Here is a 24,884-nt window from a genome sequence, read left to right as displayed (position 1 = left end):
TCACTTTCTACAATAACTTTTTCTGTTCTAGATTCTTCCGAGTTGAACTAGGTTCGGCTTGACCAAACTGCTCTGCCAAACGTTGACTCCAAGAGGTCGTCGCACGCGCACCAGCATAGTCTGCCTGTACTTTGTCATAGTCCAAAATCGCCGCTACTGGCTGTTCTTGGTATTCTTCTTCAAATACCACTTGGTTCAAAGGCAGTCTTGGTTTGACCTCGTGTTGTTGATCTGGCACGCCAAGGGCAATCCCAAAAACAGGGTAGGTATAGTCAGGTAGGTTAAAAAGCGCTGCCACTTCTTCTGACTTGTAACGAACCAAACCGATGATAACACCACCATATCCCAGACTCTCTGCTGCAAGCAAGGTATTTTGCCCCGCAAGCGCAGCGTCCACAGACGTGATAAGGAGACCTTCTACCCCTTGAGGTTGGAAAGTGTCCGTATGAAGGCTTGCTCCCTTTTCAGCTCGGTTCAAGTCACCGACAAAAAGCAAAAAGGCTGCTGACTGGCGAATAGCTTCCTGAGGAACCAATTCATATAAAGCATCTTTCTTCTCTTGACTGCGTACAAGAATCACAGAGTAAGATTGGAAATTTTTCCAAGATGACGCCATTTGAGTAGCAGTCAAGATTTCATTTAAGTGTTCTTGAGAAATCTCTTGCTCCTTAAAGCGACGAACTGAAGTATGAGCTTTCATCAGTTTAATGGTTTCTGTCATCGGCGATTTTCTCCTTCTAGTCTTGTTTCCTCTGCTAAATAACGAATCCGTTCCATGACCCGTCTAGCTTCCCAAGTCTCATCATTTCCATTCTTTCCTTTAGCAAAATGTTTTTCCAAATCTTGGAAATTAAAGTTGGAAGTAAAGAAGGTTGGCAAATCTTCCTGCATGCGATACTGGAGAATAACTTGGAGAATCTCATCACGTACCCAAGGTGTTGATTGCTCTGCACCAATATCATCCAAGATCAAGACTTCTGCTAACTTGATGTCATCCACCAGGGTCTTCACAGATCCTTCACCGATGGCATTTTTCACATCAATGACAAAACTTGGATAGTGGAGAATGGTTGTTGAAGCACCACGTTTTTCAGATAAGTCGTGAGCCAGGGCTGCCATCATGAAGCTCTTTCCGACACCAAAGTCTCCGTAAAGATAGAGGCCTTTTCGGATACTTGGGTAAAGGTCAACAAAGGCATAGAGTCTCTCAAAAATAGGCAAACGTCCTAAGTCATCTAGGTCAATCTGAGCCAATTTCGCTTTCTTGAGACTTGCTGGTAGATTGATCAACTTGAGACGATTCTTGATGGCCGCCTCTTTTTCAGCCGCGATTAGCTCTGGTGTTTCTTCATAAGATACATCTGCATAGCCGTGATTCATGACCAAGATAGGCTTGTAGCCACGAGCTATATAGTCAGCATCCCCACGAAGAAACTTATCCCGTTCTGTGATATATTGGTTGAACTTGGAGATGCTACGATTTAACTCCTCTTGGCTGAGGGATTCTTTCTGGATAAAAGCCGCTACATCGGGGTCCTTCATAATCTGCTGGACCAAGTCCTGATACTGAAAACGACTTGTCTGACGTTTGATTACATCACCAACACTTTCCATCTAGTCTCCTCCTTCTTCTAATCGGGCTAACATTTCTTGTTTTTTGCGTTCTAGTTCCAGACGAGTTTCCTCACTGGTTTGATTCTTGTATTCTGGATTACTCCACTGAGGAACATTTGTCTTAGTTGAGCTGGCCTTGTTTTTCTGTTCCTCTTGCCCTTTTTGCTGACGCTCTCGAATCCGAAGCACAGCTTCTTCTGCTGTTCGAATTTTTTGGTAAGCATAATCATTTGCGACCTTCATGGCATATTTTTCATTGACATTAGCCGAATCAACCTTGTTAAAGGTTAGAAGCAAGATGATATTGATGACTTCGTCCAACAAGCCTAAAGACGCCATCTGGTGAAGGAGTTCTCGCTCACTCTGGGTGATGTTCCCCTTACGCGTTTGCTTGATTTCCGCTAAAAATTGTAGGGGAGTTTTATTTTTGGCTTCCCTGATAATGGTCATTTCTTTGGGGCTAAAGTCAGAAGTAGCTGGTTTTTGTGCTATCTTTTCACGCATGCGTTTGACTGAAATAACCTGAGCCACCGCTGTCGCCTTGGCTAATTGATAGGTTTCAAACCAGGTCCATTTTTTTTCATCTGCGATGGCGAATAATTCCAAAACATCCGCCTGCTCATCTTCAAAACGCAAGCCATCTCGAGCCATCAGGCGCTGGAAATGTCCCAAGTCAAAATCATTTTTTAACTTGCTTTTAGACTCGCTTGGGGTCACTTCTTCGGTCAGGGTTGGAAAGACTTGGCTCAAAGAAACAGAGAGTGCTTCTCCCTCACTTGGAGCCTGCTTCATAGCAGAAACAGCTGTATCCCCAATCTTTTTCTCTAATAATCTGCTATAGACAGAATGGCTTAGAAATTCTTGACTGGAGAGGGGAGAATGAAGCTGCAATTCATAAGTTTCCCCCTTCTGATAAAGGGTCAACAAATCCAAGGCAGATAAGACTTTAAAGGATTGGAGCAAGGTCGGCATGCCGAAGTTTAAGTGATTGAGGATGTGGGAAAAGAGATGCTCCTTTTGCCCACCATCCCAAAAGGTAATGGTATATAGATAGAGGCTCAGTGCCTCCTGACCGATAATCGGGAGGTAGCACTGCACCAGAGAAGAGGTATCTTGCGACACCCGATTATTCTTTATAAAAGAAAAACGGTCATTTGGCTTCATCTATTTTTCCTTTTTCTTTTTAGAGGACTGGGTGATTTGCTGGAGCAGACTCTCCAACTCACTCACATCCTTAAAGCTACGATAAACACTGGCAAAACGAACATAGGTAATCTCATCCAGCTCCGCCAATTCTTCCATGACTAAAGAACCAATATATTCACTTTGGATCTCATTCTCACTGCGACTACGGAGTTTTTGCTCGATGCGATTGACCACCATGCCGATTTCATCACTTGAAACAGGACGTTTCTGGGCTGAGCGGATAATCCCATTAAAGATTTTATCTCTCGAAAACTGCTCTCGCGTACCGTCTTTTTTGACGACAACCAGCGTTCTTTCTTCTACTCGTTCATAGGTTGTAAAACGATGCTGACACTCGTCGCACTCGCGTCTTCGGCGGATGGTATTTCCTTCTTCGGCTTGTCGACTATCAACAACACTAGACTTGGTAGCCCCACATTTTGGACAACGCATGCATTTCCCTCCTTGTCGTTTTCTTTTCATTATACCATTTTTTGAGCAATTCCCAAAACAATTCTTATTTTTACTTGACAAGTTTTTTGTCTTATTGTATTATTTAATTAGAACAAGAAAGACAAAGAAAGGAGACTATGATGTCCTGGTCATTTGATAATACAAAACCGATTTATTTACAGATTATGGAAAAAATCAAACTACAGATTGTTTCCCATGAGCTGGAACCCAACCAACAGCTCCCTACCGTGAGAGATTTGGCGAGCGAGGCTGGGGTCAATCCTAATACCATTCAGCGCGCCTTGTCTGACCTCGAACGTGAAGGATTTGTATACAGCAAGCGGACAACTGGTCGATTTGTCACCGAGGATTTGGACCTCATCCTTCAGTCCCGCAAACAACTTTCCGAGGAGCAGCTACAACAATTCGTCTCTTGCATGCTTCAATTTGGCTACAAAAAAGAAGAACTGCCAAATGTATTAAGCGACTATATTAAAGGAGTTTAAGACTATGACACTACTAGCACTTGAAAATGTAACAAAATCATATGGAGCAACTGCGGCACTTGACAATATCTCTCTTGAGATTTCGGCTGGAAAAATTGTTGGTCTCCTCGGCCCAAATGGATCTGGAAAAACGACCTTAATCAAACTGATCAATGGCCTTCTTCAGCCTGATAAAGGACGTGTTCTCATTAACGGATTGGATCCAAGTCCTGCTACCAAGGCGATCGTTTCCTATCTGCCAGACACAACCTACCTCAATGAAGAGATGAAGGTTAAGGATGCTCTAACCTATTTTAAAACCTTCTACCAGGATTTCAATCTCGAAAAAGCCCAACACCTTTTAGCCGATCTCGGTATTGATGAAAACAGTCGCCTCAAGAAACTATCAAAAGGGAACAAGGAAAAGGTCCAACTCATCTTGGTTATGAGCCGTGAAGCCCGCCTCTACGTTCTGGACGAACCAATCGGAGGCGTGGATCCAGCTGCCCGTGATTATATCCTCAATACCATCATCAATAACTACTCACCAACCTCTACGGTGCTGATTTCAACCCACTTGATTTCAGATATTGAGCCAATCTTGGATGAGATCATCTTCCTCAAAGACGGGAAAGTCGTCCGCCAAGGAAATGTTGATGATATTCGTTACGAGTCAGGTGAATCAATTGACCAGCTCTTCCGTCAGGAGTTCAAGGCTTAGTTAAAGGAGATTATTATGTTTTGGAATCTAGTTCGTTATGAATTTAAAAATGTCAATAAATGGTATTTAGCGCTCTATGGAGCTGTGCTTGCAATTTCAGTTTTGATTGGAGCTTTTATTAACAGTCTTAGCCAGAGTTACAATCCTAACAATGCTGCTTATTTCATCTTCTTTTTAGTACTAGTCTTTGGAGGACTCAGCGTCACTCTTTGGATTGCAACAATCTTTTTAATCATCCGAAGATTCAAGGGGAGTGTTTATGACCGCCAAGGGTACTTGACCTTGACCTTGCCTGTCTCTGAGCACCAAATCATCATCGCAAAACTTTTAGGTGGTCTTGTCTGGTCCATCTTAAGCTATATCGTCTTTATCTTAAGTATATTGATTATCATCTTCTTAACACCAATTGAAAAAGACTTCACTGCCCTCTACAACTTCATTTCCCCTTATCTCAGCTACGGCTGGCTGTATGCCCTATCACTATTTGTCGGGTCAATCGCATGGATTTTATCCATTTACCTCTCCATCTCTATCGGACAACTCTTTAATGAATATCGAACAGCTATGGGAATTTTAGCCTATATCGTCATTGCCATCGTCATTGGTTATGTTTCTCTCTTCTTCAGAATTGAAAATGACTTTAACGTGATGGCTGGTACAGAAATCTTGCGCGATCTCTTTTTATCGGCTATCTACTATCTCGGAACCTACTATATCTTGAAAAACAAGGTTAATTTGCAATAGTTTAAACGTCAAAAAAAGGATAACATCTCATCACTGAGAGGCTATCCTTTTCTTTATCTCATTTTCTAACTAGATTAAAAAATTGAATAAGTTCCTTTAATAACATCAAGACTCCAATTTTGTTCTAAAAGAGTTTGGATAAAATCTTTTTCTGATTGCGTAAGACTGGTTTTATTCCTGCCACAGCGTTTCTTATTGATTTTATATCGGTTATAGTAATCATAAGCAGAGTGCCCCTCTTTCAGATAGTTGATGACATTGTAGATTGTCTGTTTTGATCTGCCAAGTGAAGTCACAATATCTGAAACTTTTATGTTTTCTTGATAGTAAGCCTCTATCATTACAAGCTCGTTTGTGGTAAGATGAGTATAGGTCATTTATGTTGGTTCCTTTCAGACAAATGTGGTAGTTTACCTGAGCCTAACATAGATGGCTTTTTCTGTCTAGATTAATTTTACAAATTGGGTGTTAAAAAAATTGAATTAGGAATATAAAAAGTTCTAGTATTTGTACTAGAGATCAGACGGGCTTCTTTTTTGCTATGATTTTTAACAAAAAACTCTCGTTTTGCCAATAAAAGATGCTTGAAAGTTGGACAAGAAGGCTCTATAATGAGTTCAGGAAAAGAGGTAGGAAAAGTATGATTAGTGAAACGATTGCTCTGCTAAGGAAAAAGTCAGGTTATTCTCAGGAAAAATTAGCTGAAAAAGTAGGCGTATCTCGTCAGACTCTCAGTAAGTGGGAATTGGGCGACAGTTTACCGGATATTATTTCTTCAAGTCGTTTGGCAGAAATTTTTGATATCAGCTTAGATGAGTTGGTTAATGGGGATGTCTCTCCTTTTGCTACTAAAGCCAAAGAAGGGAAGTATATTTTTGGAACGGTAACTGTTGGTGAAAAGGGACAAATCGTCATTCCTGCACGAGCGAGAAAAATTTTTAACATCCAAAAAGACGACAGCCTTATGGTTTTAGGTGATGTCAATCAAGGCTTGGCCTTGTTGAAGAGCGATTTTTTTATTCAAGCTTTTGAAGAAATGGGGTTAATGAAATGAAAAAAATTACTGGTTTTGGTCTTAGCTTTGCAGTGTTTATATTTTTCTTGAATTTGATAGGCTGCTATGATTTTGTCATGGTAATGACGCGTAACCAGACTTATTTTGCAGAACATTATAATTCAGCTATTATGGTTTACTTTAGCCATTATCCTGTTGTCTTTGTAATTGTGTGGTTTAGCCATTTGTTAGCTGCTACCTTGAGTCCGATTTTCTATTTTTTCAGAAGAAAATTAGCCCTTACTTTGGCTGGTCTTGCTTTCTGGGGAGATGCTCTGCTGATTCTATTGACCAGTCTTTTTAGGAATCGCATTCAGGTTTTTGGTTGGCAATTTTTCGTTGATTTGGTTGTTTTAGGATTGCTTGGCCTTTATTATCTGTATTTGCGTAAAATATTTCTTAGCACATCAGGAAAAACATCTAGGATTTTAAAATAGTCCTAGGTGTTTTTTGGTTATTTATGTATATTGTCTATAAATACGGCAAGAAAGTGAGAGAAGTGATTTTTTACTAAGAATCTGCTTCTGTCTAGCTTAATTTTACAAATTGGGAAAGTAAAAACCTATAACATACGATTCGAAAAAGCAAGGAACTTAAATTCCTTGCTTTTTAACTCAATATCAAACTAGCTACGATGGGGCTTACAAATACGTAGAGAATACCAGTAATACCGATAGCCAAGCCACCCATGGCTCCTGCTACTGAGCCATATCGGAAGGCTGTTCCTGTTCCAACTGCGTGACCTGTTCCACCAAGGGAAAGACCAACAGCTACTGGATCGTCTATTTTCAACCACTTCAAAAGGGTTGGTCCGATGACACTGGTTAAAATCCCAGTTGCCACAACAACAACCACGGTCACAGTCGTCAAACCTTGCAATTTTTCTGTGATTCCCTCTGCCATGGCTGTCGTCACTGACTTGGGAAAGAGAGAAATGGCTAGGAAAAAGTCCATGCCAAAGATTTTCGCAACTAAGGCCGTAAAACTAGTATTGACGATCACTGCTAGCAGACTACCAAAGAGAATACTTCGAGCATGGTGCTTCATCAGATGAAAACTCTTATAAAGCGGAATCCCTAAAGCCACTGTTGACGGAACAATCAAATTGTTCAGATAAACCCCACCTTGATAGTAGTCTTGGTAAGAAATACCAGTCACCTTTAGAAAAATAATGATAAAAACAGCCGACAAAAGCAAGGGCGTTGTCAAAGGATGGGGAAAACGTCTATAAATCAACATCCCCACTAGATAAGCAAGGATAGACAGGGCAAGTCCAAACAGGGGATTGGAAACAAATTCACTCATTTGGCATCTCCTTTCTCATAATCTCCCTCAAATCGTCTCTTGATGAACTGAACTACCACTGCTATGAGGATAATATTGATGACAGCCGCAAAAAAGACAATCAAGACGATGGGCAAGAGATAGGGAGCAATCACATCAAACTTTTCCATGATTCCCACCGCTGGCGGCAAAAAGAGAATGGTCATATTGGCCAGCAAAAAATTCCCCACCATGTTGACATGCCTGGTCCTTAACCACTTGAACTGCAGGGCTAGAAAGAGAATCATCAAGCCGATAATACTGCCTGGGATGGGCAGATGAAAGAAACTGGAGATTCCCTCACCGATCAATGAAATCACAAAGAGAATCATTAATTGAACATATAATTTCATTCTAAACTCCACGAAATAGACTTCTTGCATATCAGTTTACTCTTTTTTCAGAAAATTTCAAGGAAATATTGCAATTCTTCTCTCTTGCACGGATTAGTTAAAAGTAGTATAATCATTGCATGCGCAATCATCTTGTATTGCAGAAACAGTCACTAATAACTTTGTGATTTTTACTTTGAAAAGAAAGGAGAAAGCAATGACCTACTTAGAAAAATGGTTTGACTACAACCGCCATCAAAAAGAAATGGAAGCCTTGTTGGAAGAAACTATTGCCCAGCAGAGTGAACAAAGGCTGAACTTGAAAGAGTTTTACCTGCTCTACTATTTGGATCTAGCCGATGAAAAATCCTTACGACAGATTGATTTACCCGATAAACTCCATCTCAGTCCGAGCGCTGTTTCGCGAATGGTGGCCCGCCTGGAAGAGAAAAACTGTGGTCTGCTTAGTCGCCGATGTTGCGATCAGGATAGACGGGCTAGCTTTATCTGTCTGACTGACGAGGGACAAACAACCCTAGCTTACCTGCAAAAAGCCGTCGAAGAAAGACTGGAAATGAGTCTTGATTTCATTTCTTAATCAGATTTTCAGAAAAAGTTGCGTGCGCAATCATTTTTCTTGACATTCCTCTTTTCAAGGAGTACAATAAAGTCAAGATCAAACAACAAAGGAGTTTTATATGATCGAAATTACCTATCTAGACGCCAGCAAGCAAGAGAGAACCATGACTTTCGAGTCATACCAAGACTTTGAACGTTCGCAACATGCCTGCCTCATCGGCGTCGCGGATTACTATACTGTCCAAAAATTAACCTACAATGGTCATGACTTGGACTACCATGGGACTTATGGAGATGTCTTCTTCTATCTCATGAAACAAGATTTAAGCCAATATAATTAAAAAGGAGAAATACAATGGTAAAAGCAATTACAGATGCAACATTTGAACAAGAAACAAAAGACGGTTTGGTCTTGGTAGACTTCTGGGCAACTTGGTGTGGTCCATGTCGTATGCAAGGTCCAATCTTGGACAAATTGTCTGAAGAACTTTCAGAAGATGTCTTGAAAATCGTTAAAATGGACGTCGATGAAAATCCAAACACAGCTCGTGCTTTTGGAATCATGTCTATCCCAACTCTTCTCTTCAAAAAAGACGGTCAAGTGGTGAAACAAGTTGCAGGTGTTCATACTGCAGAACAAATCAAGGCCATCGTTGCTGAATTGAGCTAATCACACGAGAGACCAAGTACTTTATTTGGTCTCTTTTTTCCTGCCCTTTGCCATTTTTCAAAAAATATGCTAGACTGTAGATAGAATATTACGATGTTTGGGACATGCCATCGCTAAAAAAAACCTCTACTTGGTATTTTTTAGCTCCCCTCAAGGGAGCTTTTTGCGTGCTCTGAACATTTTCCACTTTGGAAGGAGTACTATGAAACGTCAATCAGCCTTGGTCGTCTTTAGTGGCGGTCAAGATTCCACAACCTGCCTCTTTTGGGCTAAAGAACACTATGAAACAGTCGAAGCCGTCACCTTTGCCTACGGCCAACGCCATCATCTCGAAATTCAAGTTGCTAGAGAAATCGCTAAGGAACAGGGCATTCGTCATCACATCTTAGATATGTCTCTGCTGGGACAAATCACTGAAAATGCCTTGACCTCTGATCTGGAGATTGAGCAAAAAGAGGGAGAGGTTCCCAATACTTTTGTTGACGGTCGCAACCACCTCTTTCTATCCTTTGCAGCAGTTCTTGCCAAGCAACGAGGTATTAATGATATCGTGACAGGTGTCTGCGAGACAGACTTCTCAGGCTACCCTGACTGCCGTGATGTCTTTATCAAATCCCTTAATGTTACTCTCAACCTTGCCATGGATTATGACTTTGTTATCCAAACACCTCTCATGTGGCTAGACAAGGCTGAAACTTGGGAGTTAGCCGACCAACTTGGTGCCTTTGACTACGTTCGTGAGAAGACCTTAACCTGCTACAATGGGATTATCGGAAGTGGCTGTGGAGATTGTCCAGCCTGCCACCTACGTCAGCATGGTTTAGATGTTTATCTTTCACAGAAGGGAGAGGGCTAATGTTTTTCGCACCTAAAGAAATCAAACAGGAAACTGGGGAGTCTCTCGTCTACAATCCTCACAGAACCTTAGTTTCAAAAGAATTCACTTTCGACGCTGCCCACCACCTCTTTCACTATGAGGGAAAATGCAAATCCCTGCACGGCCACACCTATCATTTGCAAATCGCTGTCAGTGGATTTTTAGATGAACGGGGCATGACCTATGACTTTGGAGATATTAAAGCGATCTACAAGGACTACTTAGAACCCCACTTGGATCATCGCTATCTCAATGAAACCCTGCCTTATATGAACACGACTGCTGAAAATATGGTTTACTGGATTTTCCAAACCATGAGTCAAGAGTTGCCAGACGAACGCAGTCTCCGTTTGGAATACGTTCGCCTCTATGAGACTCCGACTGCCTTTGCGGAGTTTAGACGGGAGTGGTTAGATGACTAGGGAACGTGTCCTCAAACTACCAGTTCTGGAAATCTTTGGCCCAACCTTTCAAGGTGAAGGTCGTGCTATCGGGCAGAAAACCATGTTTGTCCGCACTGCTGGTTGCGACTACCACTGCGACTGGTGCGATTCTGCCTTTACTTGGGATGGCTCTGAAAAGCCAACTCGTATGACAGCTGACGAGGTCATTGCTGAATTGGATAAACTTGGAAGCTACGACTACGTTACCCTATCTGGCGGAAATCCCGCTATCCTAGCAGCCAACATGGCTCAACTGGTCACCAAGCTCAAGGAACGCGGTGTCACTCTAGCTGTTGAGACCCAAGGCTCCCGCTGGCAAAATTGGTTAAAAGACATTGACCAGGTCACTCTCAGCCCCAAACCTCCTTCCTCCAAGATGGAAGTCAACTTTGAGACCTTAGACTTCATCGTTTCCCAGCTGGATCCAGACAAAGTCACCTTTAAAATCCCTGTCTTTGATGATGCCGATTTGGCCTTTGCTAAAGGGATTCAAGAACGTTACCAACCAGATGTCCTCTTCTTATCGGCTGGAAATCCTGAGCCCAAGGCTACAGGTAATATTGTTCAAGACCAACTAGACCGTCTCAAAGAACTCTGGGAACGCGTCGCTACTGACGATAGCTGGGGCAATGTCCGCGTCCTTCCCCAACTTCATACCCTCCTCTACGATAACCAACGTGGTGTTTAAGATTAGAAAGAAAAAAACATGTCACAACAAGAAGAAATGAAAAACCTAAGCCTACTGGGCAACAAAGAAACCAACTACATTTTTGACTATCAACCAGAAGTTCTCGAATCTTTTGACAATCGTCATGTGGAAAATGATTATTTCATCAAATTCAACTGTCCTGAATTTACCTCCCTTTGCCCAATCACTGCTCAGCCAGACTTTGCGACGATTTATATTTCCTACATTCCTGACAAGCTCTGCGTCGAGTCAAAATCCCTCAAACTCTACCTCTTTAGCTATCGAAACCATGGGGATTTTCACGAAAACTGTATCAACACCATCGGGAAAGACTTGGTCAATCTACTAAACCCTCGCTATTTGGAGGTATGGGGAAAATTCACTCCGCGCGGTGGCATCTCAATCGACCCCTACTACAACTACGGTAGACCTGGAAGCAAGTATGAAGGTTTGGCAGAACAACGCCTCTTCCAACACGACCTTTATCCAGAGAAAATTGACAACCGCTAAACAGATACGAAAAAGCCCTGTTCCTCAAACTGAGGAGCAAGGCTTTTTGAGTTTCAATTATTCTTCTGTTCCAAGGAAATTTTTCGCAACAAGTGCTGCAAGAACGCCACCAACGATTGGGGCAAGGATGAAAATCCATACTTGTTGAAGGGCTGCGCCACCTACCAAGACAGCAGGTGCCAAGCTACGAGCTGGGTTTACTGAAAGTCCAGTGATGTTCAAGCCTACAAGGATCAAGGCTGTTAATGACAAACCAATCACCAAACCAGCGATTGCGCCATTGCCTTTGCTTGCTGATGTTACAGTCATGATAACTAGGACAAACAAGAAAGTTGCGATAACTTCAAACAAGAAACCACCAAAGACAGTGACACCGTTTGCCAAGGCATTTTCACCAAGACTTGCAGTTGACATGCCTGAGTTAGACAAGAGGAAGAATACTGCAGCTGACGCAAGGAAAGCTCCAACTACTTGTCCAAGGATGTAGTTTACAAGTTCTGAAGATGACAAACGTTTGTTTACAAACATAGCGATCGAAACCGCTGGGTTCAAGTGAGCACCTGAAACAGTTCCGATTGAGAAAGCTGCAACCACAATTGCTAGACCAAAGGCAAAAGCAATTCCAAGGTGTCCAAGGCCATTAAGACCATTTCCAAAAACAACAGCTCCTGTTCCGATGAACACAAGCATAAATGTACCGATTAATTCAGCAACAAATTTTTTCATGATAAGTCTCCTTTTTTCAAACTATGTATTAGTCTATCAAAAGAAGGAAAGGGTTTCAAGAAAATTGACTGGAAAGTTCATTGAAAATCATGAAACGACTCGCTTGAACTTAGTACTGAAAAGATTGAATGGCTTCTTTCAAGGCATCTTGTAAACTATTTCTCTGGTCAAGTTGGATATAGACTTCCAGCAGACAGGATCTGAAGTTGGAAAATTTATAAAAATCTTCCCTCTCTTCTATCGGAAAGTCAATAGTTTTTATCCAAGAAGCTACTTGTTCTTGCCCTAATTTCCCTTGCAAAATGGGTTCATAAAGTACTCTCGCTAAGCGCCAGTCCTCATCATTTGTAAAACGAATGGTAATTCTTTTAAATAATTGACCCAGTACATCAAATACTTCAGAAAATCTGTTACTAGGAAAATCTGGATGACAAACGACTTCCGTCAAGAGATCCGCTCCATGCGCAAAAGCGTGAACCCAACCATACTGACTTGAAAAACCTGTCGTATCCTTTTCTTTTTTAAGGTAATACAAACCTTGAGATAGCATAGCATTTCTTATATCAGCTTTTAAGCCTTTATAGAAAAGAGAGTGCTCGTTACCATCTGCATACAAAAGATTGGCATAAATAAGCGCCCTAAAAGAACGTTTAAGAGCCGAAACTCCTCTACTATCAATCTCTTTGTATAGACCTTCATCAGAGGAGACCTCTTCTGAGATAAACTGAAACTGTTCAAGGGAAAACAGTTCTTCTTGAATCCCTCTAGCCAAACTCGTAAAAACAAGTTCGTCTCGAATTTCTGGAGAGGAATCTCCTAAATGCTCAAGCAACCACTGAATTTCTTCTCGAATATAGCTTGGTTTTTCTTCTGTCACTTTTCTTTGTAATTTTTTACGCATCTCAAGTACCTCTACATTTCTAGTAACTTATCAAAAAGTCATCCGAAGATGACTTTGAATAGGAATATTTGGAAAAATTGGAAAGGAACATGGCATAGTTAAAGCACTATTTTTTCTTTTTCGGAGTTAAATCTTCAAAAGATGTACTATTTTTACTAATAGTCTCGCTAATGGCTTTTTGTCCCAACCCATTAATTGAGCTATCCATTTGAGCTGCTAAAGTCGTTACAGCAGTTTTATTTGTCATAGCAAGAACCCCTATCTCCTCATCGTACTTATCTACAATACCTTTTCTACCTGATTTTATAGGAGGAGCACAAAATGCTTTGATAGCTGCTCTTTCTAATGTTTTTTTGATTTCTCGTCTGGCTGATTCTGACATAGGTCCAATCAAAGCATCTATGACTAAATCCACTAGCATTTCTTCTGCCTCCTTTCTAACTCATATAAGTCTTTTCTTTGACTATAACTCTCTTCTAACTCTTTTTCTAAGCGAGAGCGCTCTTTTCGGTACTGAGTCTGCAACTCTTCATCTTTTGCCTCTATTTTAGCATACTGCCGAAGATACTCACTACTCGTCTCACTTGAATAAGATTCCAATAACATCAGAAATTGATGGTGCTCCCCATCGTCTCCAGATTTCTGTCTACCAAAATCATAAGCAATGTTCTCAAACTCCTCATATAGTCTTGTCAACTGAGAACGATTATGATCTAAACTTTCATAGGATTCTTCTATTTTCTTCTTAGCAGTTCTATAGTCATCCTCCAAGGACCAAAGTCCCTCTTCTTGCTTTTTTATTTTCACTTGGATTTCTTCTAGTTTGTCCATTGATTAATATCCCTTGCCAAGCTTTCGTCTCCTTCAACCGCCTGTTCAACACCTTTCTGAATGTTGGTTTCCAAATCCGTAAAGGCTTTTACAATCGCAGCTGATTTACTTACTTTTTTATCAAAATGTCTCTGAGTCTCACCCACAATACTATCATACGTTACCCCAGCTTCTACATAGACATCCTCTATCTCATCATTAGTTAACTCTGTTACAAACCAGGGAACTTCCTTACTGTTATCGTAGAGTGTTTCAGCATCTGTAACTGCTTTTTTAGCCACTGCCTCAATCTCGCTGTGTCCGTTACTGACACTCTCTGTCATTGCCGTCGCAACAGCTGTTGCTTGGACACTATCCAAGAAAAACATCTCATGGCTACTTATACTGCCATCTGATAAAAATTTAGTATTCAACTGTTTTAGAAGTCCATTTTTGACACCTTGTAATTTCTTCAGGGTCTCATAGTTCTTCTTTTCAAGTCCAGTCATTTTCTCTGGACTCTGTTTTTCCAAAATATCCTTGATTTGGTTAATTTGATTTTTATCACCCGTAATATCTGGGTCAATATTGTGCCCACCAGAATTTTCAAGCAGATAATCTTCTCCCAAGTATACACCTAAAAAAGGCTTTGAGATATTGTTAAGAAAGTCATCTTGAGTCCGGATTCGTACTACTTGACCTGTGAATGTCTTTTGTTTATTGATTATCTTCTCCCTTGCCGAATCCCACGGAGTCAGATAATCTATGATTTTATCTTTAGATTCGATAAGACCTTCTAAATAGAGAGGGGCTGAGTTATATACCACAGTACGCGGAGCGTTATACTCTAAGGCCACCCTCTGAGCGATGTTCCCTCCTAAAGAATGTCCAGTTAGAGTAATATTATCCCCATATCTCTGTCGAATCCTTTCATAAAATTTGAAAGCTTCATCATAATGAAAACCGAGCGCCATGGCTATACTACCGACATCTGTAGCGACATCCTTGACTATATCCGCATTAGGATTCGTTCCCGTATAGGCAATGATCACCTCTCCACTGTCCTTATCTAGGAAGGCTGTACCACTTGTGCCAGCGGAATCATCATGAAAATCATCTAGATATTGGAGGTTGGAGGGGATAGTCTTATCCTTTTGAGCACCTATTTTCTTATCTAAAATTTGTTCATCAGTTGCTCCTCTCCACCTTGCATTCTCAAATTCATAAGTCAGGTTCGCTGCATCCAGAGTTGGAATTCCACTGTTAACTGATTCTTTTTCACTCATTCTTTCGCATGCTCCTTATTTATAATCAGGTCAATCAGGATGTTTTAAATGTTAGCAAATTAATTAGAAACACTATTTCTATCATCTATCCAACTTGAAACTATCTCACTCATTCCATCATTTGGGTTATCCTTAAAAGCAATATTAACATTCAATCGATAACCTTTTGTATTATTATAAGATTCCGAGCCACTTATTGATAAGATGTGTTCTCCTTTTGAATTAAGGAAATTATTTATCGTAGAGTCATCACTAAAATAATAGATTTCAAACACATTGCGATTTGAATAATATTGAAACTTTTCAAGCTTCATTTGAGATAAAACATCTCTATTCAAACTTAATTTTTGAAATAGAAAACCTTTATAATCCCAAATTTTTTCCGCTACCTCATTGCTAGAAAATATAAATTCACCATCTTTATATTCTACATCAACATGCTCTTTCACTTCTTCTTTATATGGATCAGTAGAGATTTGCATAGTCTCTATCTTTCCTTTTATGGTTTGACTTTCTTCATCTCCATCTAAGGAAACTACTGTTCTGAGCGAATCCTTATAAAATGTTTGAGTAATATTAAACCCTTTCGGAAATTGCTTAAACAAATCAAACAGATTCTCGGTTGGATAGACACGACTAACCTCAGAGACTTTATTCTCAATCCATTCTCGACTATTCTTGTTTTCTCCACACCCTGCCAAGCTCATCATTATCAATCCTCCTAAAAGTACCATTATGAGAAACATGCGTTTTTTCATAACTTTCTCCTTACTTATGATATTCAATAAAACAACTAATCATAGTTCCCTTATAGTATACCATAAAAGCAACAATTCCTTGCATCTTGTTCACATTCGTAAGTCAGATTAGACGTCTCCAAGGTCAGTACATTACTATTTGTCATCTATCTTCTCCATACTCTTACTTTTTCCTGTTATAAGTTCTGAATGAGATATATTTTCTCCGTCAAAAACCACAGGATAACCGTATTCATAGCCAATAGTTGCAGAGTGGTCTGCACTAATAAAAAGGTCTAACGACTCACTTGATTGTATATGGAAGTAATCCTGAATAATTTTACTATTTACATTTTTATAAGTAATAGAAGCATCACCAGTCTCCCAATTATAGTACGTTTTTTTGAGCTCAAATCGAGATAGAACTGCTTTATTTAGTTCTAACTTTTGAAATAAAAACCCATCATAAAACAAATCATCTATAGAAACTTCTGTATTCAAAAATTCTAATCCTTTTTCAGTGTACACAATACGGCTTTCTAAAAGCACTTTTTCTTCATAAGAATTACCTCGAGCTTCTATTCTTTTAAAATTACCAGTTATTTCTTTTGTTTCTGCATTTCCTACGAGTTCAATCTTCTGATAACGAGAATAGTCCTTCGTCTCATCGTAAGTATCAGTACTTCTAATCTCAAACCCTTCCGGAAATTGCTTAAACAAGTCAAACAGATTCTCGGTTGGATAGACACGACTAACCTCAGATACTTTGTTCTCAATCCATTCTCGACTGTTTTTATTTTCTACACATCCTGCCAATCCTATCATGATCAATCCCCCTAAAAGTAACATTTCGAAAAACATGCGTTTTTTCATAATCCTCTCCTTGCTTATAATATTCAATAAAACAGCTGACAATAGCTCCCTTATAATATACCATAAAAGCAATATTTCCTTGCTTCTTATTCAAATTCGTAAGTTAGATTCGACGCATCTAAAGTTGGAATTCCACTATTAACAAATTTTTTATCCACCATTGAATCTCCTTTTAATTTGACACGGTTTCTCTAAATGAATAAACATTGTCGTAGTTGACAGTTACTGAATAATAGAAATAATCGTCGTTTCGGTATGAACTTCCAAAACCTAATGTTGCCTGTTCGTTTTCATGTTTTTTAAAATACTGATTGATAGTTTGATTCCGAACCAAATAATCAATATCAAATGCACCATTATTGCCATTATAACTTTTGGATTTCATAGATAAAGAAGATAGAAAAGACTGATTAATTGTTAACTTTTGGAATAAGAATCCATCAAAAGGCCATAATTCTTTCGCTTTCCCCTCATCGGAAAAGATAAATTCTCCATCTATATAATTCACCCTTATTGTTTCTTCTGGCTTTTCAGTAATATTATCAGAAGCCCGTATCTTGGTTAGCACTCCAGAAATTGTTTGGTTACTACTGTCTCCTTGTAAAGTTATTTCGATAATATAGTTTCCACGTTTTATAAATACTTGATTTACTTTGAAACCCTCCGGAAATTGTTTAAACAAGTCAAACAAATTCTCGGTTGGATAGACACGACTTACCTCGGAGACTTTGTTCTCAATCCATTCTCGACTATTTTTATTTTCTCCACATCCCGCAAATCCTATCATGATCAATCCCCCTAAAAGTAACATTTCGAAAAACATGCGTTTTTTCATAACCTTCTCCTTTTTTATAATATTCAATAAGATAGCCACCATCATTCTCTTGTAGGATATCATAAAAGCAATATTGCCTTGCGTCTTATTCAAATTCGTAAGTCATATTCGCCACGTCTAAAGTTGGAATTCCACTATTGGCCGTTATATACCTCCGCATTTGATACCGTTTCTCTAAAATAATAGCCATCATTGTAATCTAGTAAAATTGAGTAGTAGTAATAACCCTCATTTTGTAGAGAACTTCCAATCTCCAGTACGGATGTTTCAGAATCATTTTTATGAAAATAATTATTAACTACTTCATTTTCTGTAAAATATAAAATACTAAAACCATTTGTCACGCTATTATACGATTTCTCTTTTAATCTTAACTTAGACAATTCAGTTTTATTTAAAGTCAACTTTTGAAATAAAAATCTGTCAAACTTCCATATTTTTTTAGCAGTTTCTTCATCAGAAAAAATAAATTTATTGTCTACATATTGAACACTTACTACTACTTCTTCGCTTTTTGGTGCATCATCCTTCGCTGGGATTTTAGAAAGAGTACCCGTTATTGTATGCGATGTTGCATCACCTTTCAGCTTAATTTCTGTGATAAAATCGTCAATTCCATCACTTTTCTTTTTAAAATAGACCTGCTCAATCTCAAATCCTTCCGGAAATTGCTTAAACAAATCAAACAGATTCTCGGTTGGATAGACACGACTAACCTCAGAGACTTTATTCTCAATCCATTCTCGACTATTCTTGTTTTCTCCACATCCAGCCAATCCTATCATAATCAATCCCCCTAAAAGTAATATTGTGAGAAAAGTGCGTTTTTTCATAACCTTCTCCTTATTATGATATTCAACAAAATAGCTAACCGTAATTCACTTATAGTATACCATAAAAGGCTGATATGACCGTTCCCTCGGTGATGTTAACCCCCTGTCTAATTTATTTTGGAATACTGTAATCCTAAAGGTCATGATATAATAGATAGTGAATAACAAACATTACTAAAAGGAGAAATGTATGAAAAAAACGTTTAGACTTTGTTACCTAGCTTGTGTGACAATACTAACCTTTGCCCTTGTCGCTTGCTCATCAAAGCCATCTACTAGTTCTACAAATAATTCAAACAATCAGGCTTCCACCTATCATAAGAAAGATGTAACTGGTCCTGCTGCTTCATTTGACTGGAATGCCAAAGTTGAACCTACCAACTATGAGAGAACCTTTGTTGAAACCAACAGTGGCAGTCAATTTAATAAAACTTTAGATCGCACGAAAGAGGCGGCTGAGAATCTTGAAAAAAAGAAAAAGGAAATTTCTGATCCTAAGGTTCAAACAGCCCTCAAATTAGTGGATGCTGTCTTTGTCAATCAAGAAAATTTTGACCTAGTTGTGAAATCAGCGGGTGCTAGCAATCAAGAAGAGTTATTTGATAAGATTTGGAACGAATATTTAGTCCCTGAGTTAACTAAAATCCGTCCGAATTTTTCAAATGATACCATCTTTGAGTATAAGGGAGAAAAATATCCTCTCAAAATTTATGCACCAATGTTTTTCAAGGTCAACACCAATGCATTAGGAAAAGCAGGTGCCTATACTCTTGAGGACTATAAGGTAGAAGGCGACTTGGTTTATTTGAAATTTATGTCTCCAGCTGTAGATACTTACCAATATGAAGTCAAAGCATCCTATCACACAGACAGTCTCGAATTCTTTCAAGGACTGGCAGAAGAACAACAAAAAGTTCTTGAAACAGACTATGCTAAAGCTCTAAATATTCGATTTGTTTATCAATTAGCGGCGCTTGATTTTAAAGCAAATAACTATGTCGACTTAGAGGGAATGGATTATCTTGATCGTAACACTCATTACCTCGCCATAAAAGTGGATAATAATGGAGAAGCTAGCCTTGATAATGAAAATCTCGCCAACCTTTTACAAATTAGCATGAAGGCTTCAAATGAAGCCAATAAAGGAAAATTTGAGTAAATCTTTAAAGCATGAAAAAATCACCTAAAACAGGTGATTTTTGTGTATTCATCTTATCGATAAACCGTCTTAAATCCGACACTGGATACCCTTACTCTCCCAGCTCAGCACTGTAGGCGATAATCTGGTCAACTGTGTCTGACAAGAACTGGATGGTATCACGAAGTGGTTTGTCTGTTGAGATATCCGCTCCGATAATCATGGCTGACTCAAGCGGTGTCTTACTTCCACCTGATTTGAGAAGATTGAGCCAATCTTCAGCTCCAGTTTCTGAATGTTTCAGATGAAGGTAACCCGCGGTCGAGATGACAAGTCCGGCTGAGTAGGTGTAGCTATACAAGCCCATGTAGTAGTGAGCCTGGCGCATCCAAGTCAAAGCCGCATCGTCGTCAATTTCAATGGCATCTCCCCAGAAATCCGTCAAGACTTCCTTCATAATGCTGTTAAGTTTGCTTGCTCCGAAGGTTTCTCCTTCTTCAATCAATGTATAAACCTTGCGCTGGAAGGCTGCTTCCAAGAGGTGGGTAATAAAGTTATGGAAGTAGGTGTCTGTCAAACGGTGAGCAAGGGCAAAGCGTTTTTGACGAGGGTCGTCAGACTGATGTTCCAAATAATCACTTAAAAGCAATTCATTGAAGGTTGATGGCGCTTCAACATAGTAGGTCGACATATGAGCATTAAAGTAACTTTGGTGATTGTCAGAAAAGATAAATTGACCAGAATGCCCGATTTCATGAATCAAGGTATAGACATCGCTCAAACGGCCTGTCCAGCTCATGAGGACATAAGGGTGCACGCGATATGGATCCGCCGCATATCCACCAGAATCCTTGCCACTATTGGCAGCGAAGTCCACCCAGCGCTCTTCTTGATAGCGAGCAACTTCCTGACAATATTCTTGTCCCAAAGGTTCTACTGACTTCATGACCAAATCATAGGCATCTTCAATGCTCACTTCAGGATTGAGGGCGCTATCCAAGTCCAATTTCCAGTCAGCGAAGGTCATCTTTTCAAGACCATTGACCTTGGCAACATGCTTGAGGTATCTCTGAGCCACTGGCGCAAAATCCTTCATGATGAGGTCAATCTGGCGGTCAAACATGGCACGATCTACTTCCTGCTCAGCTAAAAGATAATCAAAAACTGAGTCGTAGCCTTTCATATCTGCCAAGAGTTTTTCAGACTTGACTTGAGCTAGATAGGCTGCGGCTGCTGTATTTTGGTGCTTACGAAGTCCTTCTGAGAAAGAACGGAAGGATTTTTCACGAACCTCAGCGTCCTCGTGGTTTTGGTAGAAATTCTCATAAGTTACAAAGCTGTTTTTGTAGGTCTTGCCATGAGCTTCAAAGTCAGCCATTTCAAAATCCCCAGCACGCATCTTAGTATAGATGTCCTGTGGACTGTAGAAGACTTCCCCTAGGTTGGTCAAGGCCTTCTCTACGTCTGCCCCGAGATAGTGGGCTTTTTTGATTTTAGCCTGACGAATGGCTGCCGTCAAATGTGGCAGTTCACCCAAACGATCCAAGACTTCCTCATCTGCAGCGACTAAGGCATCGTCAAAGAAAGTCAAGGCTACACTGGCGTCTGTCTCAAATTCCATCCCAGCTTGGGCAATATTAGCAAAATCCTCATTGCTATAGTCCGTCGTCTGAGGCATAAAGGCATAATTGCCGATATGACTCATCTGGATATAGATTTGTTCCAATTCTGCAAAGGCCTTCTCTAAATCCTCAAAAGTATGAAGATTACCCTTGTAATCTCGGCTAAATTGATTGATGTCTTCGCGCGTTTTCTCGATTGCACGCAAGAAATCCTCACGGTCTTGGTATAGGGCTGTTAAATCCCAAAGTTCCTTTTCGGAAAATTCTGAACGGTGTTTTTGTTCCATTTTCTTCCTCTTATTTCTCTAATTCTAATAAAACACTAAGGGCTGATAAGGCGTAAAGTGGTGCTGTTTCTGCTCTTAGAATGCGGGGACCAAGTCCTGCCAAGACGGCTCCTTTGGCTTCAAAACTTTCGATTTCTGCAGGTGATAGACCGCCTTCTGGGCCAAAGATAAAGAGCAATTTAGCTCCTTTTTCAAGACCAGTGACTGCTTGCAGAAGCGCAGCGGCTTCTCCCTCTTTTGCTGATTCTTCATAAGCCACTACAATAGAGTCGAACTGGTCCAGCTGTGCTAGAAAATCTGCTTTTTTCTCGAAAAGCTGAATACTTGGGACCAGATTTCGCTTGCTTTGCTCTGCTGCTCCAAGGGCAATTTTTTCTAGTTTTTCGGCTTTCTTGCCCAATTTCTTGCCGTCCCACTTGGCAACTGACCAGTCAGCAGGAAAAGCCCAGATCTGGCCGGCACCAAGTTCGGTTACTTTTTGAGTGATAAACTCTAGCTTATCTCCCTTGGGAAATCCAGATGCAATGGTCACTTGGACTGGCAGTTCCACATTGTCAGCTAATTCTTTGATTAGCTCCAACTGACGAGCCTCCACATCTAGCACGCGCGCCAAACGCTTAATACCATCCTCAAAGACCAAGGTAATCTCATCACCTTCTTTCAAGCGCATAACCTGAAACATATGCTTGCTGGTTTCCTTGTCCTCAATGGTGACTGGCGAGGTAGCATTACCCTTGACAAAATACTGCTGCATGCTAGCCTCCAATCACACCTGAAATATCCTTGGTTTTCTTAAAGACACAGGCATTCCATTCCCCTTGAATCATGTGAGTTTCAAGGAAAAATCCAGCTGACTCAGCCGACTCGCGCACCATGTCCCACTTGTCCTTGATAATGCCACTCATGATCAGGTAGCCTTCATCCTTGACCAAGCGATAAGCATCATCCGTCAGATGAATGAGAATATCCGCTAAGATATTAGCCACAATCACATCTGCCTCAATCTCAACACCCTTGAGCAAATCTCCAGCAGCAACGTGGATGTTTTCCATGCCAGGGTTGAGCTCAATATTTTCCTGAGCCACACGAACCGCCACATCATCAAGATCATAGGCGAAAATTTCCTTGGCACCAAGAAGAGAGCTAGCAATGGAAAGTACTCCTGAACCAGTACCCACATCTAATACTGTTTCTCCACCACGAAGGACCTGCTCCAAAGCAAAAAGGCTCATCTTAGTGGTTGGATGGGTTCCAGTTCCGAAGGCCATACCAGGATCTAGCTTGATAATCTTTTCTCCCGCAGTCGCCTCATAGTCCGTCCAGGACGGTACAATGGTCAAATCATGAGTGATGCGAGCTGGTTCGTAATATTTCTTCCAGTTGTCTGCCCAGTCTTCCTCAGCCAAGGCAGTCGTCCCCATCTTGACTTCTCCTAAATCCATAAAATCTGTTAATTCTAGGAGACGAGCCTGTAAATCTGCCTCAACTGCCGCTACATCAATCGTTTCGGGATAATAGGCTGTCACCACGATTTCTTCCTGCTGTTCAACCTCAGGAAAAATTTCACCAAAACGGTCGACATTCCCCACATAGTCCATACTGTCTTCGATCGCAACACCTTGCGCTCCTAGTTCAATCAAGAGGTTGGAAACCAACTCCTCCCCCTCGCGCTTAACTGTAACTTTTAACTCTTGCCATGTTTCCATTTTATTAGTACTCCTCATCATATTCTAATCCAAGTTCCTGAAATATGTAGAAACGTAATACCTCTTGACACAATGTACGAAGTTCATACATTTCATTGAAATCTGTCACTAGATTTTTATATTTTGATTTCTCATCTCCATGAATATAGTAGTTACGACTGTCATACAACTTTTTAACAATACTAGAAATGGAGGTCTCAGTAAGTTTATTCTTCCCTATTTTTCCAAGAACATTAGAAAATAAATCCAGTAATTTCTTTCTCAAGTCACTATCCTGTCTCTGATATTTCAACCTATTTCTAAAGACTTTTTTAAAATAATCATCAATATTTTTATTAATAAAATCAAAAACTCTTTGTTTATTTATATCTTCTTCTTTAGAAATATCAGCTCGTTGTTCACCTCGAAAATTTCTAGCAAATACTTCTAAATTGCGAATGGAATCTATAAAACTATCTTCAAGATAAGGAGCACCATGCAAATTGGCTGTAAAACTTCGAACAATAAATTCTAATTGCTCACTTTTATCGAACCAATTATTTATAATAGCTTCAAAATTGTCGCCTAGTTTATTAAGCGAAATTTTGTGTAGCTCATGCTTATCCCATTTAATGTTTTTTCTTGAATGTTGTACAAAATACTTCCCCCTAATTATAGGCCAGTTATTATCCTGACGTTTTTCGCACAAAAATTCAATCGTTTCAAACGATAAAGGCTTTTCAGATAACATCTCAACTAATTCTTTAATCCGTATTGAAGTATCATAGCATTTCTGAAAAGAGACCTTTCTATCTGTAGGAGAAGATAAGTGAATTCTATAAGATGGTTCTACGCTAAGTGCATCATAAGAAAAAATATAACTAGGCACATCTTTAAATTTCAAATTCTCTGATGTTATCAAAACTTCCGTAGATTGATAGTCAGAAATATTGACAGCAATATTAAAATTTCGTTGTTTGAAATCACGTTCCGCACTTATAATTGATTTGCCAATCCAATCTTCTAGATGATCAAAAGAGAATTGGTAATACTGGACTTTGGTATCTTCCAATTCGTCAATCAATTCAACTATCAACTCTTTGAAATTATTCTTATTTGGAAATAATTGATAATCAATATCAAAAATTTTAAAATTTTTGATTCTATACTTTCTTATTGGAAAACCTGGAACATTATCTGTTCCAAACGGACTACCATAAGATTCTAATATCAATAACTTTCCATGAGAATCAAATCCATAAATTTTATCTATAGGGTATCCAAAATCAGTAATTATTTCGTCATCACTAGAAAATTCACCAAAAATTTCTAATATAATTTCGTTTGGTGAGTATGTCAAAATTCCACTATTTGCTTCATGATCAACTACTTTTGATTTATCATCAGAAAAATAACCTTTGATTTCAAATTCTTTATCCCATGAATATGACTTATATGTTAATTTACTCATAT

General features: G+C 39.6%; 32 protein-coding genes and 1 pseudogene. 13 read left to right on the top strand and 20 right to left on the bottom strand.

Features of this window, described 5'->3' with window-relative positions:
* Positions 1-7 precede the first annotated feature (7 nt).
* The 4 genes from MK395_RS01320 to nrdR are packed head-to-tail and all read right to left on the bottom strand — an operon-like array spanning position 8 to position 3,252.
* Positions 8-721, bottom strand: a complete 714-nt coding sequence (locus MK395_RS01320; protein WP_049478450.1) for an NADPH-dependent oxidoreductase — start codon at positions 719-721, stop codon at positions 8-10.
* The gene (gene dnaI, locus MK395_RS01315; protein ID WP_000446491.1) at positions 718-1,614 is read right to left on the bottom strand and encodes a primosomal protein DnaI; all 897 of its coding nucleotides are present in this window, start codon (positions 1,612-1,614) and stop codon (positions 718-720) included. The genes MK395_RS01320 and dnaI overlap by 4 nt, the downstream gene beginning before the upstream one ends.
* Complete coding sequence (locus MK395_RS01310; RefSeq protein ID WP_000803914.1) at positions 1,615-2,778, bottom strand: DnaD domain protein; 1,164 nt, start codon at positions 2,776-2,778, stop codon at positions 1,615-1,617.
* On the bottom strand, positions 2,779-3,252 hold the full coding sequence (gene nrdR, locus MK395_RS01305) for a transcriptional regulator NrdR (RefSeq protein ID WP_001203676.1): 474 nt from the start codon (positions 3,250-3,252) through the stop codon (positions 2,779-2,781).
* Between the two features lie 140 nt (positions 3,253-3,392).
* On the opposite strand from nrdR, the gene MK395_RS01300 reads away from it, so the two are divergent.
* Genes MK395_RS01300 through MK395_RS01290 form a run of 3 tightly spaced genes read left to right on the top strand, consistent with a single transcriptional unit; the run spans position 3,393 to position 5,202 of the window.
* A complete protein-coding gene (locus MK395_RS01300; protein ID WP_000119117.1) occupies positions 3,393-3,758 on the top strand; it encodes a GntR family transcriptional regulator in 366 nt (121 codons plus the stop codon).
* Positions 3,759-3,762: 4 nt separating this feature from the next.
* Entirely contained in the window at positions 3,763-4,458 is a 696-nt protein-coding gene (locus MK395_RS01295; protein ID WP_268711100.1) for an ABC transporter ATP-binding protein, read from the top strand.
* 15 nt (positions 4,459-4,473) lie between these two features.
* Entirely contained in the window at positions 4,474-5,202 is a 729-nt protein-coding gene (locus MK395_RS01290; protein ID WP_268711099.1) for a hypothetical protein, read from the top strand.
* 86 nt (positions 5,203-5,288) lie between these two features.
* Here the strand turns inward: MK395_RS01290 and MK395_RS01285 are convergent.
* Positions 5,289-5,579, bottom strand: a pseudogene (locus tag MK395_RS01285) (IS30 family transposase); the annotation flags it as partial.
* A 263-nt stretch (positions 5,580-5,842) separates the two neighbouring features.
* Here MK395_RS01285 and MK395_RS01280 point away from each other — a divergent pair.
* Both MK395_RS01280 and MK395_RS01275 read left to right on the top strand, forming a co-directional pair.
* A complete protein-coding gene (locus MK395_RS01280) occupies positions 5,843-6,256 on the top strand; it encodes a helix-turn-helix domain-containing protein (RefSeq protein ID WP_045618020.1) in 414 nt (137 codons plus the stop codon).
* Entirely contained in the window at positions 6,253-6,693 is a 441-nt protein-coding gene (locus MK395_RS01275) for a hypothetical protein (RefSeq protein WP_000724381.1), read from the top strand. Before MK395_RS01280 ends, MK395_RS01275 begins: the two co-directional genes overlap by 4 nt.
* 172 nt (positions 6,694-6,865) lie before the next feature.
* On the opposite strand, the gene MK395_RS01270 is transcribed toward MK395_RS01275, so the two are convergent.
* Together MK395_RS01270 and MK395_RS01265 are read right to left on the bottom strand one after the other, a co-directional pair.
* On the bottom strand, positions 6,866-7,561 hold the full coding sequence (locus tag MK395_RS01270) for an LrgB family protein (RefSeq protein WP_001288950.1): 696 nt from the start codon (positions 7,559-7,561) through the stop codon (positions 6,866-6,868).
* A complete protein-coding gene (locus MK395_RS01265) occupies positions 7,558-7,932 on the bottom strand; it encodes a CidA/LrgA family protein (RefSeq protein ID WP_002879833.1) in 375 nt (124 codons plus the stop codon). Before MK395_RS01265 ends, MK395_RS01270 begins: the two co-directional genes overlap by 4 nt.
* Positions 7,933-8,128: 196 nt before the next feature.
* On the opposite strand from MK395_RS01265, the gene MK395_RS01260 reads away from it, so the two are divergent.
* From MK395_RS01260 to queF, 7 genes are all read left to right on the top strand, one after another.
* Complete coding sequence (locus MK395_RS01260; RefSeq protein WP_070696185.1) at positions 8,129-8,509, top strand: MarR family winged helix-turn-helix transcriptional regulator; 381 nt, start codon at positions 8,129-8,131, stop codon at positions 8,507-8,509.
* Between the two features lie 100 nt (positions 8,510-8,609).
* Positions 8,610-8,831, top strand: coding sequence for a DUF4649 family protein (locus MK395_RS01255; RefSeq protein WP_000570263.1), 222 nt, complete (start codon positions 8,610-8,612; stop codon positions 8,829-8,831).
* Between the two features lie 14 nt (positions 8,832-8,845).
* Positions 8,846-9,160: a thioredoxin gene (gene trxA, locus MK395_RS01250; protein WP_070696183.1), complete on the top strand. Its 315-nt coding sequence runs from the start codon at positions 8,846-8,848 to the stop codon at positions 9,158-9,160.
* Positions 9,161-9,362: 202 nt separating this feature from the next.
* Positions 9,363-10,016 (top strand): 7-cyano-7-deazaguanine synthase QueC, encoded by a 654-nt coding sequence (gene queC / locus MK395_RS01245; protein WP_049478445.1) that lies wholly within the window; start codon positions 9,363-9,365, stop codon positions 10,014-10,016.
* A complete protein-coding gene (queD, locus tag MK395_RS01240) occupies positions 10,016-10,459 on the top strand; it encodes a 6-carboxytetrahydropterin synthase QueD (RefSeq protein WP_049478444.1) in 444 nt (147 codons plus the stop codon). Before queC ends, queD begins: the two co-directional genes overlap by 1 nt.
* A complete protein-coding gene (gene queE, locus MK395_RS01235; protein WP_268711098.1) occupies positions 10,452-11,168 on the top strand; it encodes a 7-carboxy-7-deazaguanine synthase QueE in 717 nt (238 codons plus the stop codon). The genes queD and queE overlap by 8 nt, the downstream gene beginning before the upstream one ends.
* An 18-nt stretch (positions 11,169-11,186) precedes the next feature.
* Positions 11,187-11,678, top strand: a complete 492-nt coding sequence (gene queF / locus MK395_RS01230; protein WP_000082583.1) for a preQ(1) synthase — start codon at positions 11,187-11,189, stop codon at positions 11,676-11,678.
* 57 nt (positions 11,679-11,735) lie between these two features.
* Here the strand turns inward: queF and MK395_RS01225 are convergent, their stop codons facing one another.
* The 9 genes from MK395_RS01225 to MK395_RS01185 all read right to left on the bottom strand — a co-directional run bounded on the left by MK395_RS01225 (position 11,736) and on the right by MK395_RS01185 (position 18,679).
* Positions 11,736-12,404, bottom strand: a complete 669-nt coding sequence (locus MK395_RS01225; protein ID WP_084921716.1) for an MIP/aquaporin family protein — start codon at positions 12,402-12,404, stop codon at positions 11,736-11,738.
* Between the two features lie 109 nt (positions 12,405-12,513).
* Positions 12,514-13,305 carry a DUF2785 domain-containing protein gene (locus MK395_RS01220; protein ID WP_268711097.1) on the bottom strand — a complete coding sequence of 264 codons (792 nt, stop codon included), beginning with the start codon at positions 13,303-13,305 and terminating at the stop codon, positions 12,514-12,516.
* 106 nt (positions 13,306-13,411) lie between these two features.
* Complete coding sequence (locus MK395_RS01215) at positions 13,412-13,726, bottom strand: hypothetical protein (RefSeq protein WP_000959511.1); 315 nt, start codon at positions 13,724-13,726, stop codon at positions 13,412-13,414.
* Positions 13,720-14,136: a hypothetical protein gene (locus MK395_RS01210; RefSeq protein WP_049501464.1), complete on the bottom strand. Its 417-nt coding sequence runs from the start codon at positions 14,134-14,136 to the stop codon at positions 13,720-13,722. The genes MK395_RS01215 and MK395_RS01210 overlap by 7 nt, the downstream gene beginning before the upstream one ends.
* Positions 14,124-15,401: an alpha/beta hydrolase family protein gene (locus MK395_RS01205; protein ID WP_049501465.1), complete on the bottom strand. Its 1,278-nt coding sequence runs from the start codon at positions 15,399-15,401 to the stop codon at positions 14,124-14,126. Before MK395_RS01205 ends, MK395_RS01210 begins: the two co-directional genes overlap by 13 nt.
* A gap of 59 nt (positions 15,402-15,460) precedes the next feature.
* A complete protein-coding gene (locus MK395_RS01200) occupies positions 15,461-16,159 on the bottom strand; it encodes a hypothetical protein (RefSeq protein ID WP_125391382.1) in 699 nt (232 codons plus the stop codon).
* Positions 16,160-16,294: 135 nt separating this feature from the next.
* Positions 16,295-17,011 (bottom strand): hypothetical protein, encoded by a 717-nt coding sequence (locus MK395_RS01195; protein ID WP_125391383.1) that lies wholly within the window; start codon positions 17,009-17,011, stop codon positions 16,295-16,297.
* 172 nt (positions 17,012-17,183) lie between these two features.
* Positions 17,184-17,846: a hypothetical protein gene (locus tag MK395_RS01190; protein WP_125391591.1), complete on the bottom strand. Its 663-nt coding sequence runs from the start codon at positions 17,844-17,846 to the stop codon at positions 17,184-17,186.
* A gap of 134 nt (positions 17,847-17,980) precedes the next feature.
* Positions 17,981-18,679 carry a hypothetical protein gene (locus MK395_RS01185; RefSeq protein ID WP_268711096.1) on the bottom strand — a complete coding sequence of 233 codons (699 nt, stop codon included), beginning with the start codon at positions 18,677-18,679 and terminating at the stop codon, positions 17,981-17,983.
* A 190-nt stretch (positions 18,680-18,869) separates the two neighbouring features.
* Here MK395_RS01185 and MK395_RS01180 point away from each other — a divergent pair, with 190 nt between their 5' ends.
* On the top strand, positions 18,870-19,838 hold the full coding sequence (locus MK395_RS01180) for a hypothetical protein (protein WP_268711095.1): 969 nt from the start codon (positions 18,870-18,872) through the stop codon (positions 19,836-19,838).
* Between the two features lie 91 nt (positions 19,839-19,929).
* On the opposite strand, the gene pepF is transcribed toward MK395_RS01180, so the two are convergent.
* From pepF to MK395_RS01160, 4 genes are read right to left on the bottom strand one after another with little or no spacing between them, the layout of a single operon-like run.
* A complete protein-coding gene (gene pepF, locus MK395_RS01175; protein ID WP_255778737.1) occupies positions 19,930-21,726 on the bottom strand; it encodes an oligoendopeptidase F in 1,797 nt (598 codons plus the stop codon).
* Positions 21,727-21,736: 10 nt separating this feature from the next.
* Positions 21,737-22,480 (bottom strand): 16S rRNA (uracil(1498)-N(3))-methyltransferase, encoded by a 744-nt coding sequence (locus tag MK395_RS01170; protein WP_268711094.1) that lies wholly within the window; start codon positions 22,478-22,480, stop codon positions 21,737-21,739.
* Position 22,481: 1 nt separating this feature from the next.
* On the bottom strand, positions 22,482-23,432 hold the full coding sequence (gene prmA, locus MK395_RS01165; protein ID WP_049478437.1) for a 50S ribosomal protein L11 methyltransferase: 951 nt from the start codon (positions 23,430-23,432) through the stop codon (positions 22,482-22,484).
* 4 nt (positions 23,433-23,436) lie between these two features.
* On the bottom strand, positions 23,437-24,882 hold the full coding sequence (locus MK395_RS01160; protein WP_049478436.1) for an ApeA N-terminal domain 1-containing protein: 1,446 nt from the start codon (positions 24,880-24,882) through the stop codon (positions 23,437-23,439).
* Between the last annotated feature and the right edge of the window lie 2 nt (positions 24,883-24,884).

The sequence above is a fragment of the Streptococcus oralis genome (assembly GCF_026782085.1).
GTDB classification, from domain to species: domain Bacteria; phylum Bacillota; class Bacilli; order Lactobacillales; family Streptococcaceae; genus Streptococcus; species Streptococcus oralis_DA.
Note: the sequence above shows the minus strand (reverse complement) of the source record. Positions and strands in the feature narration are given on the sequence as shown.

Excerpts from the sequence above, each read along its gene's own strand:
- MK395_RS01320 (WP_049478450.1), bottom strand. The coding sequence starts at position 721 with ATGACAGAAACCATTAAACTGATGAAAGCTCATACTTCAGTTCGTCGC.
- dnaI (WP_000446491.1), bottom strand. The coding sequence starts at position 1,614 with ATGGAAAGTGTTGGTGATGTAATCAAACGTCAGACAAGTCGTTTTCAG.
- MK395_RS01310 (WP_000803914.1), bottom strand. The coding sequence starts at position 2,778 with ATGAAGCCAAATGACCGTTTTTCTTTTATAAAGAATAATCGGGTGTCG.
- nrdR (WP_001203676.1), bottom strand. The coding sequence starts at position 3,252 with ATGCGTTGTCCAAAATGTGGGGCTACCAAGTCTAGTGTTGTTGATAGT.
- MK395_RS01300 (WP_000119117.1), top strand. The coding sequence starts at position 3,393 with ATGTCCTGGTCATTTGATAATACAAAACCGATTTATTTACAGATTATG.
- MK395_RS01295 (WP_268711100.1), top strand. The coding sequence starts at position 3,763 with ATGACACTACTAGCACTTGAAAATGTAACAAAATCATATGGAGCAACT.
- MK395_RS01290 (WP_268711099.1), top strand. The coding sequence starts at position 4,474 with ATGTTTTGGAATCTAGTTCGTTATGAATTTAAAAATGTCAATAAATGG.
- MK395_RS01280 (WP_045618020.1), top strand. The coding sequence starts at position 5,843 with ATGATTAGTGAAACGATTGCTCTGCTAAGGAAAAAGTCAGGTTATTCT.
- MK395_RS01275 (WP_000724381.1), top strand. The coding sequence starts at position 6,253 with ATGAAAAAAATTACTGGTTTTGGTCTTAGCTTTGCAGTGTTTATATTT.
- MK395_RS01270 (WP_001288950.1), bottom strand. The coding sequence starts at position 7,561 with ATGAGTGAATTTGTTTCCAATCCCCTGTTTGGACTTGCCCTGTCTATC.
- MK395_RS01265 (WP_002879833.1), bottom strand. The coding sequence starts at position 7,932 with ATGAAATTATATGTTCAATTAATGATTCTCTTTGTGATTTCATTGATC.
- MK395_RS01260 (WP_070696185.1), top strand. The coding sequence starts at position 8,129 with ATGACCTACTTAGAAAAATGGTTTGACTACAACCGCCATCAAAAAGAA.
- MK395_RS01255 (WP_000570263.1), top strand. The coding sequence starts at position 8,610 with ATGATCGAAATTACCTATCTAGACGCCAGCAAGCAAGAGAGAACCATG.
- trxA (WP_070696183.1), top strand. The coding sequence starts at position 8,846 with ATGGTAAAAGCAATTACAGATGCAACATTTGAACAAGAAACAAAAGAC.
- queC (WP_049478445.1), top strand. The coding sequence starts at position 9,363 with ATGAAACGTCAATCAGCCTTGGTCGTCTTTAGTGGCGGTCAAGATTCC.
- queD (WP_049478444.1), top strand. The coding sequence starts at position 10,016 with ATGTTTTTCGCACCTAAAGAAATCAAACAGGAAACTGGGGAGTCTCTC.
- queE (WP_268711098.1), top strand. The coding sequence starts at position 10,452 with ATGACTAGGGAACGTGTCCTCAAACTACCAGTTCTGGAAATCTTTGGC.
- queF (WP_000082583.1), top strand. The coding sequence starts at position 11,187 with ATGTCACAACAAGAAGAAATGAAAAACCTAAGCCTACTGGGCAACAAA.
- MK395_RS01225 (WP_084921716.1), bottom strand. The coding sequence starts at position 12,404 with ATGAAAAAATTTGTTGCTGAATTAATCGGTACATTTATGCTTGTGTTC.
- MK395_RS01220 (WP_268711097.1), bottom strand. The coding sequence starts at position 13,305 with ATGCGTAAAAAATTACAAAGAAAAGTGACAGAAGAAAAACCAAGCTAT.
- MK395_RS01215 (WP_000959511.1), bottom strand. The coding sequence starts at position 13,726 with ATGCTAGTGGATTTAGTCATAGATGCTTTGATTGGACCTATGTCAGAA.
- MK395_RS01210 (WP_049501464.1), bottom strand. The coding sequence starts at position 14,136 with ATGGACAAACTAGAAGAAATCCAAGTGAAAATAAAAAAGCAAGAAGAG.
- MK395_RS01205 (WP_049501465.1), bottom strand. The coding sequence starts at position 15,401 with ATGAGTGAAAAAGAATCAGTTAACAGTGGAATTCCAACTCTGGATGCA.
- MK395_RS01200 (WP_125391382.1), bottom strand. The coding sequence starts at position 16,159 with ATGAAAAAACGCATGTTTCTCATAATGGTACTTTTAGGAGGATTGATA.
- MK395_RS01195 (WP_125391383.1), bottom strand. The coding sequence starts at position 17,011 with ATGAAAAAACGCATGTTTTTCGAAATGTTACTTTTAGGGGGATTGATC.
- MK395_RS01190 (WP_125391591.1), bottom strand. The coding sequence starts at position 17,846 with ATGAAAAAACGCATGTTTTTCGAAATGTTACTTTTAGGGGGATTGATC.
- MK395_RS01185 (WP_268711096.1), bottom strand. The coding sequence starts at position 18,679 with ATGAAAAAACGCACTTTTCTCACAATATTACTTTTAGGGGGATTGATT.
- MK395_RS01180 (WP_268711095.1), top strand. The coding sequence starts at position 18,870 with ATGAAAAAAACGTTTAGACTTTGTTACCTAGCTTGTGTGACAATACTA.
- pepF (WP_255778737.1), bottom strand. The coding sequence starts at position 21,726 with ATGGAACAAAAACACCGTTCAGAATTTTCCGAAAAGGAACTTTGGGAT.
- MK395_RS01170 (WP_268711094.1), bottom strand. The coding sequence starts at position 22,480 with ATGCAGCAGTATTTTGTCAAGGGTAATGCTACCTCGCCAGTCACCATT.
- prmA (WP_049478437.1), bottom strand. The coding sequence starts at position 23,432 with ATGGAAACATGGCAAGAGTTAAAAGTTACAGTTAAGCGCGAGGGGGAG.
- MK395_RS01160 (WP_049478436.1), bottom strand. The coding sequence starts at position 24,882 with ATGAGTAAATTAACATATAAGTCATATTCATGGGATAAAGAATTTGAA.